The 15,411-nt window shown below is 42.4% G+C and carries 11 protein-coding genes and 1 pseudogene; 5 read left to right on the top strand and 7 right to left on the bottom strand.

Annotation, left to right across the window (positions count from 1 at the left end; genetic code table 11):
- Positions 1-12: 12 nt before the first annotated feature.
- Positions 13-1,356: a spinster family MFS transporter gene (locus F3J02_RS05765; RefSeq protein ID WP_167248104.1), complete on the bottom strand. Its 1,344-nt coding sequence runs from the start codon at positions 1,354-1,356 to the stop codon at positions 13-15.
- Positions 1,357-1,722: 366 nt separating this feature from the next.
- Between F3J02_RS05765 and F3J02_RS05760 the strand changes: the two genes are divergently transcribed.
- Both F3J02_RS05760 and F3J02_RS05755 read left to right on the top strand, forming a co-directional pair.
- The gene (locus tag F3J02_RS05760; RefSeq protein WP_167248103.1) at positions 1,723-2,115 is read left to right on the top strand and encodes a DUF4440 domain-containing protein; all 393 of its coding nucleotides are present in this window, start codon (positions 1,723-1,725) and stop codon (positions 2,113-2,115) included.
- A 386-nt stretch (positions 2,116-2,501) separates the two neighbouring features.
- Complete coding sequence (locus F3J02_RS05755; RefSeq protein ID WP_167248102.1) at positions 2,502-2,861, top strand: hypothetical protein; 360 nt, start codon at positions 2,502-2,504, stop codon at positions 2,859-2,861.
- A gap of 353 nt (positions 2,862-3,214) precedes the next feature.
- On the opposite strand, the gene F3J02_RS05750 is transcribed toward F3J02_RS05755, so the two are convergent.
- The gene (locus F3J02_RS05750; protein ID WP_167248101.1) at positions 3,215-4,582 is read right to left on the bottom strand and encodes a PQQ-dependent sugar dehydrogenase; all 1,368 of its coding nucleotides are present in this window, start codon (positions 4,580-4,582) and stop codon (positions 3,215-3,217) included.
- Positions 4,583-4,702: 120 nt separating this feature from the next.
- Complete coding sequence (locus F3J02_RS05745; protein ID WP_167248100.1) at positions 4,703-5,734, bottom strand: LysR substrate-binding domain-containing protein; 1,032 nt, start codon at positions 5,732-5,734, stop codon at positions 4,703-4,705.
- A gap of 197 nt (positions 5,735-5,931) precedes the next feature.
- Between F3J02_RS05745 and F3J02_RS05740 the strand changes: the two genes are divergently transcribed.
- The 3 genes from F3J02_RS05740 to F3J02_RS05730 are packed head-to-tail and all read left to right on the top strand — an operon-like array spanning position 5,932 to position 11,823.
- Positions 5,932-7,155, top strand: a complete 1,224-nt coding sequence (locus F3J02_RS05740; protein ID WP_167248099.1) for an efflux RND transporter periplasmic adaptor subunit — start codon at positions 5,932-5,934, stop codon at positions 7,153-7,155.
- Between the two features lie 5 nt (positions 7,156-7,160).
- Positions 7,161-10,340 (top strand): multidrug efflux RND transporter permease subunit AdeG, encoded by a 3,180-nt coding sequence (gene adeG, locus F3J02_RS05735; protein ID WP_167248098.1) that lies wholly within the window; start codon positions 7,161-7,163, stop codon positions 10,338-10,340.
- A 10-nt stretch (positions 10,341-10,350) separates the two neighbouring features.
- Entirely contained in the window at positions 10,351-11,823 is a 1,473-nt protein-coding gene (locus F3J02_RS05730) for an efflux transporter outer membrane subunit (RefSeq protein WP_167248097.1), read from the top strand.
- 104 nt (positions 11,824-11,927) lie between these two features.
- Here F3J02_RS05730 and F3J02_RS05725 read toward each other — a convergent pair whose 3' ends face one another.
- The 4 genes and pseudogenes from F3J02_RS05725 to F3J02_RS05715 form a co-directional block, all read right to left on the bottom strand.
- Positions 11,928-12,743, bottom strand: coding sequence for a PoNe immunity protein domain-containing protein (locus F3J02_RS05725; protein WP_167248096.1), 816 nt, complete (start codon positions 12,741-12,743; stop codon positions 11,928-11,930).
- A gap of 149 nt (positions 12,744-12,892) precedes the next feature.
- Positions 12,893-13,327: pseudogene (locus tag F3J02_RS18730) on the bottom strand (PoNe immunity protein domain-containing protein); the annotation flags it as partial.
- A gap of 59 nt (positions 13,328-13,386) precedes the next feature.
- Positions 13,387-13,881, bottom strand: coding sequence for a PoNe immunity protein domain-containing protein (locus tag F3J02_RS18570; protein ID WP_228284329.1), 495 nt, complete (start codon positions 13,879-13,881; stop codon positions 13,387-13,389).
- 217 nt (positions 13,882-14,098) lie between these two features.
- Positions 14,099-15,397, bottom strand: coding sequence for a type VI immunity family protein (locus tag F3J02_RS05715; protein WP_167248095.1), 1,299 nt, complete (start codon positions 15,395-15,397; stop codon positions 14,099-14,101).
- Between the last annotated feature and the right edge of the window lie 14 nt (positions 15,398-15,411).

Raw genomic sequence — 15,411 nt, 5'->3', positions numbered from 1 at the left:
TGCAATATCAAATCAAGATCCATGTTCCTGCTGCATACTGTCACTAAATGCCTGACAGCCTTTTTTCAGTAAGATAAAGGCCAATACACATGAAATCGTACCCACAATCGACAGGGACATCCCGACCATCAGTGGATTTTCAAACACCTTATCGGTAATCAAAGCCACCAATGTTGTGCCAATCCCGACCGCAACCAAATTACTGATCAATAAAAACACCGCTGAGATTTGTGCGCGTAACTGGTTCGGTGCCAGCATTTGCATAGCAGTGGTTGAAATCGGCATCGGGAATGAAGCAAAGAACATCGCAGGCACTAAGAACACCACGGATAACCATAACTCATTCACCTGAGTAAAAATCATCATCGGAATAATTAAGCCCACGATACCAATCACCCCAGTAATCATCGGCGCATCCTTACGACCTTTTTGAATAAACCAGTCATTCAGCCAACCCGCACAAAATACGCCTAGAATATTCGCCACCAATAACACACTACCCAGCATATAGCCCGCTTCAGTTGGAGTCAGACCAAACTTGCGCATATAGAATGCAGGCGACCAACTGATCAAGCAATACAAAGCCATCGCATAAAAAGTAAAACCTAAATAGTGACATTTGAAGGTACGACCATGCTTTTTAATAAACTTGAATGCATCCTTCATACTGGTTTTTTCTACTTGCCCCTGTGCATTTAGGCGCTGACCTTTACGCTGAGGTTCTCTCACGGTGAGTAAAACTAATAGACCAATAAAGACACCAGGTAGCCCGACAATAATAAATGCCGCTTGCCATGCCTTAAGTGCACCAAAAACAGGAACCATGATGGTATCCATATTTTTGAGCAAACCAATCACATAGCCACCGACCAGAAAAGCGATCCCACCACCGACAAAAGAACCAATTGAATAAACCGCGACTGCACGTCCTAATTTGTCTTTACTAAACATATCACTAAACATTGAATAGGCGGCTGGAGATAGAGCTGCCTCACCGACGCCAACGCCCATTCGGCTCAAGAATAGTTGGAGAAAGTTTTTACTTAGCCCACAAAATGCGGTTGCAATACTCCAAAATACCACCCCGATAGCAATAATTTTTGGTCGTGAAAAACGATCTGCCAGATAGGCTAGCGGTAATCCCATAAAGGCGTAAAACAGTGAAAAGGCTAAACCATGCAATAAACTAAACTGCGTATCGGAAAGCCCAAGATCTGCTTTAATCGGTTCGATCATCAGCGCCAGTATTTGCCGATCAATAAATGAGAAGATATAAGCCAACATGCACAGTAATACCACATACCATGCATAGAGATTTGATTGAGCTTGTTTCGGCTCAGTAGATTGCGTATCCATTTTGCTTCCTTGTCCATGTCTTTTTTCTAATGCGTCTTCTTATTGGAGACAGCACGATCAGAATCCATTTCCTTTTCTGCTCTGTCTCCAATAAGGAAAATAATCCTTATATATAATTATTATTTTTACATGGAATTTTCCATAATATTTAAGGTATATAGTTATACCTTTTTTACCATCTTAGCTGTTTTGCAATTTTAAAAAATAAAAATATTGATTTAAATATATGATAAAAATAATATTTTTATACCAATATCCGATAAGATGGATAATCTAACAATAGATTTATTTTAAAATTATATTGAATTTTACATTTATTTTTGTTTTAAAATAAAGCGAGATAATTAGTTTTCAATGGAAAAGGATATGGCACTTATCAAAGAACAAGCAATCGAAAGCATCCATAGCATGCACGTCCTGATTGAGAAAATTTTTAGCGGCAAACAAGCAGAACAAGACCTTGCCCTACTGATTGATTATTTTGCAGATCATTTTGAAATGGTTGGTGCGGCTGGAAAACGTATTTCACTCGAACAAGTGAAAGGTCTATTTGCCAATAATCAGGGCAAAATGCCAGATATTCAAATTGAAATTTATGATGAGCAAATCTTGATGCAAAAGCCTGATGCGATTGTTTTGACCTATACGGAAAAACATACCAAAGCATCTGGCGTGCTGATTCGTCGCTCTTGTGCGCTGATTGAAGAGATCGATGGCAAAATGTTGTGGAGTTATCTACAAGAAACTTTTTTACCCTAAAGCTTGAGTAAGCCACATTAAAGCTCTTGTAGTAACAGGAGCTTTATTATTTATTTGAATCTCCTCATTCAGCAACGACCCTTCTTTTTTATCTCGAAAATTTCAATTCAATATCTCTTCTCTGTATCGCACATTTACCGCTCCCTTACTTAGACCTATTAAAATATTTCACTTCTACAAAATGTAGACGGATATACGCAAAGATAATTTACATGAACTATAAATACTTATGCCCTTGTTCCGCTAAAATCAAAACTGAAAAAGTGATGTCTCTGTTTTATCGACTCGAAAACATCACGGCTTCCAAAGTATGACCTTGGCTCGCAGTTCCACTTGAGCACAGTCAACTGGGTGACTCAATAAAGAAAGACAGGATAAATCGTTTTATGGAAAAACCTATCGAATGCCCTAAATGTGGTTCAACAGAAATTGAAACACGTAATCATGACAAATTATTGAGAACTACGGGCGGTGTATTACTGACGGCCGCAGGTACGACTGCAGGGACAGTCGGTGGTGCTGCAGGTGGTGCATCCATCGGTGCAGCGATTGGTACTGTAGCTGGACCTCTTGGTGTAATTGTCGGTGGTACGGTAGGCACTTTTGTCGGTGCAATCAGTGCAGGTGTTACAGGTGGAGTCATTGGTAATATTTTTGGGAAAAAAGCAGGTATCATGGTCGATAAGAATATTTTTCAGGATTACCGTTGCTTAAAGTGCAAATATCGTTTTAAACAAAAGAAATAAGGCTTCTTTTATTTCAAACCAATTGGAGGACAGATTTTCCAAATCAGTTCTTCAAATCCTTCTAGATCAAATCCCTGTCCATTAAGACCTATCAACAGTTTTATCAGGTTTATTTCACACCTAAATATAGTCAATCTGTATTTATCAAATAAAAAAAATCTCAAACTCTTGGGGAAGAGAATGAGATTACGATATAGACATTCCACAGAGAAGCTTATCGCGAATACGCATTTTATATCACACTAAACCATAAAAATGCATACTTAATCACAAAAACAATACATAATAGTCTATCCAAGGTCGGACTATCGCTTACTCAACTTAAAGTACAAAATATATTGCTCAAGTATTTACTACTTTAAATGACCGTTTCTAAGTTCCTTCATCGGACTTTCATACGTAGTTTGTGCAATTGGTGAGACTCGCCAAATCACATCACCCACATCATCAGCCACCAATAATGCACCTGAAAAATCAATTGCTACTCCAACAGGCCGCCCATAGGCTTGCCCTTTATCATTGAGGAAACCTGTCAATACATCTTGCGGTTCTCCATACGGTTGACCACTTCTAAACGGTACAAAAATCACCTTATAGCCACTATGTGGTTTCCGATTCCATGAACCATGCTGACCAATAAATGCGCCACCACGATATTGCGGCATTAATTCAGTGGCATAAAAGGCCAATCCTAAAGATGCGGTATGATTTCCCAAAGCATAATCAGGCTTAAGTGCACGAGCCACCATCTCAGGATGTTGTGGTTTTACCCGTGTATCGAGATGCTGCCCAAAATAACTATAGGGCCATCCATAAAATGCCCCCTCTTTCACCGAGGTCATATAGTCAGGTACTAAATCACTGCCTAACTCATCACGCTCATTCACCACTGTCCAAAGCTGACCACCCTGCGGCTGCCAGCCCATCCCATTCGGATTTCTAAGTCCTGTAGCAAAAGGCCGTGCTTTGCCTGAGGCAAGATCAAACTCTATAATTTGTGCTCGTCCCACTTCTTGATCCAAGCCATTTTCAGCCGCATTACTATTGGAGCCAACAGAGATATATAGTTTGGTACCCTCAGAATTTGCAATCACATTCTTGGTCCAATGATGATTGAGTTTTCCTGCAGGTAGATCCAAAACCTTCGTTCCCTGCGCCGTAATTTTTGTCGCACCATCCTGATAAGGAAAACGCATCAAGGCATCGGTATTGGCCACATAGAGCATATCGCCAACCAAAGCCATACCAAAGGGCGAGTTTAAATTTTCCAGAAAAACCGTATTTTTATCGGCAATCCCATCACCATTGGTATCACGCAATAAACGTATTCGATTGGCACTAGGAAAAGATGCTCCAGCACGTTGCATCACCATTTTCGCAATTTTTCCACGAATCCCTTTGCTATCATCAGGCTTAGGCGGTGCATCAGTTTCAGCCACTAACACATCACCATTGGGTAATACATACAGCCATCTTGGATGGTCTAGCCCTTGCGCGTATGCCTGAACTTTTAAACCTTCTACTGGCGTCGGCATCATACCCTTCGGCCAGCCTTTAGCAGGGGCAATATTCACAGTAGGCACTAAACTCGCTTGCGGTTTGGGCAATACCGGTTGAGGGCCATAACTGGCTGAAATGGGATATTGAGATGCGGCGCTACAGCCTGCAAGTACGAGAACAATACTGCTTCCCAATAGGGCACATTTCCATTGAGGCAACATGATTAATCTCCTTTTTATTATTGTGATGGAAACAAGATGATCTCGTCGATGTATGAGCATGGTATTTGCTGTATGAGATAGATCAAACCCAAGAACAATCTATCCCATCTTTAATGATCTTTAAGTCTTTAAAGCACGCGCCTCAGCAATATTATGCTGCTCCACCAAAGTCCGAATGGTATATTCATGATTGCTTTTCTGGTCACAGGCAAACTCACATTTCTGATCCAACGGCAAAGCACTACCACCCAATAGTGGACATCCTGCAAACAGCTCCGCCACCCAGTCGACAAAGACCCGAACTTTTTGGGATAAATGCCGACTCTGTAGATATACCACTGAAATCGGCATCGGTGCACATGTCCACTGCGGCAAGACTTCTTTTAAAGTCCCTGCTTCAAAATGATTGGTCAGCATATAACGAGGTCCTTGAATCAGCCCAAAGCCTTGCAGCGCCAAAGCGATATAAGCATCGCCATCATTGACCGACACCTGCCCATTAACACTGACACTCTGGATTAAGTCATCGACCACAAAATCCCAATCAAAATTGCGTCCTGTCCGACTGGAGAAGAAATGAATGGCTTGATGATTTTTTTGTAAATCTTCAAGTGTCTTCGGTTCACCATATTTTTCTAAATAGCAGGCCGATGCTGCCGTAGCACACTGGAACGTACCGATACGGCGTGCAATTAAACTTGAATCCTGCAATTCTCCAACCCGAATGGCACAATCAATCGCCTCTCCCACCAAATCAACTGGGCGATCATTCAAGCCAATCACCAATTCAATATCGGGATAACGATGATGAAACTCTCGCAATCTTGGAATTAAAATTAAACGACCAATCGAGACAGGTAGATCAATACGTAAACGGCCTCGTGGCCCTCGTTGCTCATCGTGAAAGGAGGCCTCAATATCTTCAACATCAGCCAAAATTCTCAGCGTACGGTCATAATACACTGCACCATCGGGTGTTAGGCTCAGTTTACGGGTGGTTCGATTCAGTAAACGAACCTGTAAATGCTTTTCTAAACCCTGAATGGTCGTGGTGACAGAAGCACGCGGTAGCCCAAGACTATCGGCAGCCAGACTAAAGCTGTTGGTTTCAACCACTTTATTAAAGACTCTCATTGCATGAAATAGATCCACACGCCCACTCCTCATTGCTGCATTTTTTCAGTTTGACACAACAATTATTATAAAAATACGAATAGTGTTATCAAATTTAGTATATTTATTCGTAATTGACAAACTTTTATGCTCCTTTCATTCCATAAACCTGTTTCTCCCATACAGACCACAACAAAAAGTCTGAAAACAGGGATTCAAATAACCAGGAGCATCCCATGTCACTTTCTCGCAAACAGCTAACGCTGTCTGCCGTCATTCTTGCTATTTTTGCAACGGGTGGCAGTTTTATTCTCTTCCAAGAAAATGCAGATGCGAAAGCCACTTCCACAGCAAGTGCACCGCCTGCTGCAACCGTTGATATCGCCAGTGTCGTTAGTCAGACCATTACCGATTGGCAAGAATACTCTGGACGTCTCGAAGCCATCGATCAAGTTGATGTTCGTCCACAAGTCTCAGGCAAACTGATTGCCGTGCATTTTAAAGATGGCAGTTTAGTGAATAAGGGCGACTTACTATTCACCATTGACCCTCGCCCTTTTGAAGCAGAACTGAATCGCGCCAAAGCACAACTGGCTTCTGCTGAAGCGCAAGTGACGTACTCTTCAGCTAACTTAGGCCGCAACCAGCGTTTAATCCAAAGTAATGCGATTGCCCATCAAGAACTCGATCAAGCGGAAAATGAAGCTCGCTCGGCCAATGCCAACCTGCAAGCAGCCAAAGCTGCAGTGGAAACCGCCCGTTTAAATCTGGAATATACCCGTATTACGGCACCTGTTAGTGGCCGTATTTCACGTGCCGAAGTCACGGTGGGTAACGTGGTTTCAGCAGGCAATGGTGCACAAGTCCTCACCAGTTTAGTTTCGGTGTCACGTCTGTATGCTTCTTTCGATGTCGATGAACAAACCTATCTAAAATACATCAGCAATCAACGCAATTCAGCTCAAGTCCCCGTTTATCTAGGTCTTGCGAATGAGTCTGGTTTTAGCCGTGAAGGTTATATCAGTTCGATCGACAATAATTTAAATACCACTTCAGGCACCATTCGGGTACGTGCCACCTTTGATAATCCCAAAGGTGTGATGCTCCCTGGGCTGTATGCCCGCATTCGTTTGGGCGGAGGACAACCACGCGCAGCGATTCTGATTAGCCCGACTGCGATTGGTGTCGATCAGGACAAACGTTTTGTGGTGGTGGTCGATGCGAAAAATCAAACTGCATACCGTGAAGTAAAACTCGGCGCACAACATGATGGTCTGCAAATCATCAATAGTGGTCTGCAAGTCGGTGATCGAATCGTGGTGAATGGTTTGCAACGTATTCGTCCGGGTGATGCTGTGAACCCACATCTGGTCCCTATGCCGAATCCTCAAATCATTACCGATAACACAGCACAACAACCTCAGCCTACAGAAAAAACCCCAACTTCGGCAAAAGGTTAATCCTCATGAATATTTCTAAATTTTTTATTGATCGCCCGATCTTTGCTGGGGTGCTGTCCGTCCTGATTCTACTGGCGGGCTTACTCTCCCTTTTCCAACTACCCATTTCTGAATATCCAGAAGTGGTGCCGCCTTCTGTGGTAGTGCGTGCCCAATATCCAGGTGCCAACCCAAAAGTAATTGCTGAAACGGTTGCTTCTCCTTTAGAGGAATCCATCAACGGCGTAGAGAACATGCTATATATGCAGTCTCAAGCCAACAGCGATGGCAACCTGACCATTACCGTCAATTTCAAACTCGGGATTGATCCCGACAAAGCCCAGCAACTGGTCCAGAATCGGGTTTCTCAAGCCCTGCCACGTTTGCCTGAAGATGTACAACGTCTCGGTGTGACTACGCTAAAAAGCTCACCAACCTTGACCATGGTGGTGCATCTGACCTCACCAGATAATCGCTATGACATGACCTACTTGCGTAACTATGCAGTGCTCAATGTCAAAGACCGTCTGGCACGCCTACAAGGTGTGGGTGAAGTTGGTCTGTTTGGTTCAGGCGATTACGCCATGCGCGTATGGTTAGACCCACAAAAGGTGGCACAACGTAACCTCACCGCGACTGAAATTGTGAATGCGATTCGCGAACAGAATATTCAGGTTGCCGCAGGAACTATTGGTGCAGCACCCAATAATTCTCCTTTACAACTATCGGTGAATGCGCAAGGTCGTTTAAGTACCGAACAGGAATTTGCCGATATTATTTTAAAAACGGCTGCGGATGGTGCGGTAACACGATTGGGTGATGTTGCCCGTGTTGAACTGGCCGCTTCACAATATGGCTTACGTTCATTACTGGACAATAAACAGGCCGTTGCGATTCCAATTTTCCAAGCACCGGGTGCCAATGCCTTACAGGTCTCGGACCAAGTACGCAGCACCATGGCGGAACTGTCTAAAGATTTTCCAACCTCGATTAAATACGACATTGTTTACGACCCAACCCAATTCGTACGTTCAAGTATCAAAGCGGTAATTCATACCCTGCTTGAAGCAATTGCACTGGTGGTTGTGGTTGTGATCTTATTCCTGCAAACATGGCGGGCTTCGATTATTCCTTTACTGGCAGTACCTGTTTCAATCATTGGTACCTTCGCCTTGATGCTGGCCTTTGGTTATTCCATCAATGCACTGTCACTGTTCGGGATGGTACTCGCCATCGGGATTGTGGTCGATGATGCCATCGTGGTGGTGGAAAATGTCGAGCGGAATATTGAAGCGGGGCTCAGTCCAAGAGATGCGACCTACCGTGCCATGCGTGAAGTCAGTGGACCGATTATTGCCATTGCGTTGACCTTGGTTGCCGTGTTCGTCCCTCTGGCCTTTATGACAGGATTAACAGGGCAATTCTATAAACAGTTCGCCATGACCATTGCCATCTCCACTGTAATTTCGGCATTCAACTCCCTCACGCTATCACCTGCGTTGGCCGCCATGTTGCTGAAAGGTCATGATGCCAAACCTGATTTCCTGACCCGCGTGATGAACCGTATCTTCGGACGTTTCTTTGCCCTATTTAACCGTGTATTTTCACGTGCATCGGATCAATATGGTCGTGGCGTCAGTCGGGTTATTTCGCATAAAACCTCAGCGATGGGTGTCTATGCAGTACTACTCGGTCTGACCATTGGGATTTCTTATATCGTTCCGGGCGGCTTTGTCCCAGCACAAGATAAGCAGTACCTAATCAGTTTTGCCCAATTACCAAATGGTGCCTCACTTGATCGAACTGAAACCGTGATTCGTAAAATGAGTGATGCTGCACTAAAACAACCTGGCGTGGAAAGTGCAGTGGCTTTCCCTGGTTTATCCATTAATGGTTTCACCAACAGTTCCAGTGCAGGGATTGTCTTTGTCACTTTGAAACCTTTTGCTGAACGCAAAGCAGCTGATCTGTCTGCCAATGCTATTGCAGGTGCTTTGAATCAGAAATATTCCGCAATTCAAGATGCTTATATTGCAGTATTCCCACCACCACCGGTGATGGGTCTCGGAACTATGGGTGGCTTTAAACTCCAGCTGGAAGATCGCGGTGCTTTAGGCTATGCCGAATTGAATAACGCAGCGCAATCCTTTATGAAGGCGGCACAATCTGCACCTGAATTGGGGCCAATGTTCTCCAGTTATCAAATCAATGTGCCGCAACTGAATGTTGATCTGGATCGGGTCAAAGCCAAGCAACAAGGCGTTGCCGTGACCGATGTATTTAATACCATGCAGATTTACCTCGGCTCACAATACGTGAATGACTTTAACCGCTTTGGTCGCGTCTATCAGGTGCGTGCCCAAGCCGATGCACCCTTCCGTGCCAATCCTGAAGATATTTTACAGCTTAAAACCCGTAACAATGCTGGACAAATGGTACCACTGTCTTCTTTGGTCAATGTGACTCAAACCTATGGTCCAGAAATGGTAGTGCGCTATAACGGCTATACCGCAGCGGATATTAATGGTGGACCTGCACCAGGTTATTCATCAAGCCAAGCCGAAGCTGCGGTTGAACGGATTGCTGCTGAAACCTTGCCACGTGGGGTGAAGTTTGAATGGACCGACTTGACCTATCAAAAGATCTTGGCAGGTAATGCTGGATTATGGGTGTTCCCGATCAGTGTGCTGTTAGTGTTCTTAGTCTTAGCTGCTCAATATGAAAGCCTCACCTTGCCATTGGCTGTAATTCTGATTGTCCCAATGGGTATCTTGGCGGCACTAACAGGGGTTTGGCTCACAGGCGGTGATAACAACATCTTTACCCAAATCGGCTTGATGGTACTGGTCGGGCTGGCCTGTAAGAATGCCATCTTGATCGTGGAATTTGCCCGAGAACTGGAAATGCAAGGCGCGACTGCATTCAATGCTGCGGTTGAAGCCAGCCGTTTACGTTTACGTCCGATTCTGATGACCTCAATCGCCTTCATTATGGGTGTGGTTCCATTGGTTACTTCGACAGGTGCAGGTGCTGAAATGCGTCATGCCATGGGCGTTGCGGTGTTCTTTGGCATGATCGGAGTGACCTTCTTTGGTTTGTTCCTGACACCTGCCTTCTATGTATTGATTCGTACCCTGAACAGCAAACATAAACTGCATTCGGCAGCTGTGCATGAAGCACCACTGCACAGTTCACACGATCACTAAGGAGCAGAATATGACAGGATTCAAACCAAACTGGATACTCTCAGCTCTAATGGGAAGCCTGCTGCTTGCAGGCTGCTCATTGGCACCTGAATATCAGCCAGCCAAGGTGGTCATTCCGCTGCAATTTAAGGAAGCGGATGCCAAACTAGATGATCCCAACTGGACTGTCGCGCAACCTGCCGATGCGCAGTCTCGCGGTGAGTGGTGGCGTATTTTTAATGATCCACAACTGAATGAGCTAGAACAACAGGCTATCTCAGGCAACCAGAGTCTAAAAGCGGCAGCAGCCAATATTCAAGCATCTCGTGCCTTGAGGTCTGCTGCACAAGCTGAACGCTTACCTAGTATTGGGGCAGGTTTTGGGCCAACCCGTCAAAAGCCCTCACCCGCTTCTTTAGGACTCGATGCAGATGCACCGACATCTGCACGTACCTTATGGCGGGCACAAGCCAATGTCTCCTATGAACTGGATCTATTTGGACGGGTTGCCAGCAGTATCAATGCAGCGACCGCAGATGTGCAGCAACAGGAAGCACTTTATCATTCGGCACTGTTAGCCTTGCAAGCAGATGTGGCACAGGCATACTTTCTGATTCGTCAATTCGATGCTGAGCAAGCCATTTATGCGCAAAACATCAAGTTACTGACAGAGAATCAAAATTTGATTCAAGCACGTTATCGCAATGGCCTCGTCAGTGATCTGGATGTTTCTCGCGCACAAACCGAACTCTCAATTGCCCAAAGCACTGCACTCAGTATTACACGCAATCGTGCCAGTACCGAACATGCATTGGCAGTATTACTCGGTAAACCACCTGCTGAATTTAGCTTAGCGACTCAACCATTGTCTGCTACAGCGATTCGCCTGCCTGCGGGTTTACCTTCGAGCTTGCTTGAACGTCGTCCTGATATCGCTGCCGCAGAACGTGCTATGGCAGCCGATAATGCACGCATCGGTATTGCCCGTGCTGCCTTTTTCCCCAAACTGGATCTCACTGGTGCGCTGGGTTATGAATCTTCGAGTTTAGGAGATTTAGGTAAATGGTCGAGTCGGACTTTTTTACTCGGTCCGGTTGCTGGCACAATTTTATCTTTACCGCTATTTGATGGCGGGCAACGTAAGGCAGGTGTTGCACAAGCACGGGCTGACTATGAACAAAGTGTGGCGAATTATCGGCAAACGGTACTTAATGCTTTCCGTGAAGTTGAAAATGGTTTGTCTGATCAGCGTATTTTGGATCAGCAAATACAGGCTCAGGGTCAAGCACTTACTTCATCCCGACATGCCAATCAGCTTTCACATTTACGTTATCGTGAAGGCAGTATTAGTTATCTGGATGTAATTGATTCTGACCGAAGTATCTTGCAGCAAGAGCAATTGGCTGCGCAGCTTCATGGTAGTCGAATGATTGCCAGTGTAGACCTCATCCGTGCTTTAGGTGGTGGTTGGCATACAGGACAAGCGGAGTTGGCACGGCAATAATGTACATTTAAAATAGATTAGTGCAATAAATTAAAGCCTCATCATGTATGGGGCTTTAATCCAATTGTTATTTTTCAATATGTCTAATCCATTGCACGATATTTTTAGAATGAAAATTGACTCCGAGCAAAATCAACCAAATCTTTTGGATAATAGGATTTATCTCGATAGCTACTGTCATCTATTCTTAATATTACTGTGACTGCCGCAGCTTCTAGTGACCAATAGCCTGGGAATTGACTACTCTTATGTCGATCATGATACGGCTCGCGTTTGCTAGCACCATACCATTCATCCAAATACTGTGACATCAACTTAGGTCTGTCTTCTTCTTTGGCTGCAAATATTTTATCTAGTTTGCGATAAGGCAACTGTCTTAAATAAATATTCGAAATATCTCGCTCTGGTAACCAAGGAGAAACTAACTTATCTAACAATGCATCTTGTTCATCATTTTCATAAGCCAAAATATCCATGATCGTTGGCAAATGCTCAGGTTGGGCAAATAGTATCGAAAAACAAACTAATTGTAGTGCTTCCCAATATTCATCTGTTATTAACTCTAAATGAGGTACTAAATGACCATCACATTCACTACTTTTATGAAAATTGATATGGTGTTTAGCTAAAATTTGAAGGGATTCAACTACTCTTGGAAAATATTTTGCAAGCTCAACAACATTAACTCCTGCAGAATAGCTATAAATAATAAGTTCTAAAGAAGCTTTCAAGAAATGATTAGATGATAAGTAAATTGCACCTTTAGGTTTATCTTTTAAAAACTCTTTATTGTTTATTTTTTCACCAACTATTTGGACTGACTCTAAAGCTTGAGTTATAACATTTCCATAATCTTTATATTTTTGATATGGCTCTCTTTTTTGTATTTTCCAATCACTTTCATTGAGTAATGTAATCATCAAAGTTATTCCATCAATACGTATCCAGCCTAAGATAATTAGTTGTTCTAAACTAAATGATTTATATCTAGACTCGATCAGCTTATTTATCAACTACCAGAAAATATTTGTTATAAAAAAGGAACCTTATCAGTTCCTTTTAATTCATATCAATGACTTAAATCCAAATACCAAATGGTTTCGCCCCATGGATTGTTTTTAATCTCAGGCATCGTTTCGCCTTGCTTAAAATGACGCTTTTCCATATTATTAGCGGGACTATACCAGTCGCCTGTTTTTGGGCAATTTTCACCAGCTTCACATCTAAGCTGATTTCCTTGCTTATTGCTTATATCATTTGCTAATGGTACAAAAGTCTTCGCAAATTGAACTAAATCTTTCGGATAATATAAATATTGATGAAGACTGCTATCGTCTTCAATTTCTAATAAGTAGACTGCTGCACCCGCTTCGAAAGCCCAATACCCAAAATATCCGTCATCACTTAAATGACTATCATGCCAAGGAGCTGCTGATAAATCCTTATACCATTTTTTTAGAAAACCATTTAATAAGTTTAATGCTTGTACTTTATTAGGTTCACTTAATGCATCAGCAAAAAGACCGTAACATCCAGAAACACAATCATCAGTTTCATACCGCTCTAACTCTTTAGAGTAATAGAGTAATTAAGAAGCTCTTCTATATTGAAATCAATACCTGCATTTTCCTCATCCTCACCATCAACTAAACGAGCAACTCTTGGTAATAAATCCTGTCGATGCAATAAATAACATAAGCTTATTAGCCATAAATAAGGACAATACCCATCAAAAGATCTTATTGGAAATGCCATTTCATTTGGATCACCGCTATTTTGTAATAATGCCTTTAAATAATTTTCATAAGCAACAACTACATTTTCTAATGCATAACGTAAACTTTCAATAGACTCACCTGCGGTATATGACAATATAAAATTATTAAATGTCCCTTCAGCTATACCAAACCACATTGATAAATGCCATCCAACATCAGCACCTTCTGATTTACTCAAATTATCTTTTTGCCTTTGCATTACACGCAAAGTTAAATCCCTAGTGCCATGAAAATTTGCTTCCGTCAAAAACTGTTGTCTTCTTTCAGTCAAAAAACTCATAAAAAGTACCTTTATCTAATTCTTTTATCGCGTGATTTGTCAAAAACTTTTGCCTTATTGTCTGCCTCTTTTGCTATGGCAGTATGTCTACATTCCTTTTACTTAGATGCTTATGAGTATTCATTTGTTAACTAATTGAACTGGTTCCTCCACCATATTCTTAGATTACTTAATTAAAAAAACCATCCAACGAGGATGGTTTTCTCAAATGATTAAATTAATTTTCACCATCCCAATACCAATACACCTCTCCCCAATCTAGCTCGGCAAGAGTTGGAAGAATGTTACCTTGCTCAAAATATTGTCGTGAATCTGGTTGTGCTGGAGTTTGCCAATAACCAGTGCGTGGACATAACTCTCCGCCCTTCACTTTGAGTGAATCTTCCTCTAAAGATAATCCATTCACCTTATTGATTCGCTTCCCTTCAGGCCAACTACTGTCTTCATCAAAACGACGCATCCATGCAATCCCTTCTTCATAACTCAGATGCTCATTAGGATCATCATCCCATTGTGCATAGCCAACTAGTTTCAGCTCATCACAACGTATCGGTTTAATTAAAGCATTGGCATAAACAGGCAAAACAGGCACACCATCTTCAACAGGATACATAGAGAGCTCCCCAAGTCGTATCCATAAACCTGTCTGATTTTCTGGATACTCGATTTCCTTGATCTCAACTTCTTTAAAGCGGTTAAAGTAAGCTTTGATCTCTTCGGCAGTTTTATCTAATTTTGCAATCCAATATGGATCAAGTAAAAAACTCCAAACAGGTGTTCGTATACCTGAGCCTAAATCTTGATAATCAATATATCCATCTTCTCGTTCATGATCATGACCTCTATTAAAGCTAGGATGATCAATATCGACACCATAGAAAGCCTTGGTGACGATCTTTTCTAAACTGTTAATATCATAACTACTTAAATGCAAGGAAGCCGCTTGAGCAATCTCAAAACCACTATAAGCATGTCTAGGCTTTAACTTATCAATACAATGTTCAACAAACTGATGCCACTTTTCTTTATTTTCCTGATTCTCAATATACCAAGCATATCTAAAGTTCATTTTCAGTACACTATAAGCCATATAAGGGTGGCTATCGACCTTGAAATCTATAGCCCAAACCGCCGAACTAACTTCAGTGTCATCTGAAACAGTTGCAGTAAAATAGACTGAACCCGTTCTATGGTAATGTCTTTGGCAAACATTCTCTAAATCAGCTAATAGTACTTGTGCTTTATCTGCCTTAATAAATACATCCTTAACAGGATGCACAAAATAGGTCCACTCTTCATTATTGATTTGATTAAACTCATTAAAAATCTCAATGAATTTTGTGATCAACTCTGAAGATTCGATCTCTTGATGATAAATATAAAAAGAAACATAGGGGCCAATACCATATACATCACCGCCCTCGTCACCAATCACCCAAAGCTTATCAGTTGCTTTAATCTCTTCAATCCATTCAACTTGGTCTGCTTCGCTTAAAAAAGGTTCAACCGTACTCATTATCGCCCACCTCT

It is taken from the genome of Acinetobacter sp. Tr-809 (genome assembly GCF_011753255.1).
Classification (GTDB): domain Bacteria; phylum Pseudomonadota; class Gammaproteobacteria; order Pseudomonadales; family Moraxellaceae; genus Acinetobacter.
This window is presented reverse-complemented; position numbering and strand designations above follow the sequence as displayed.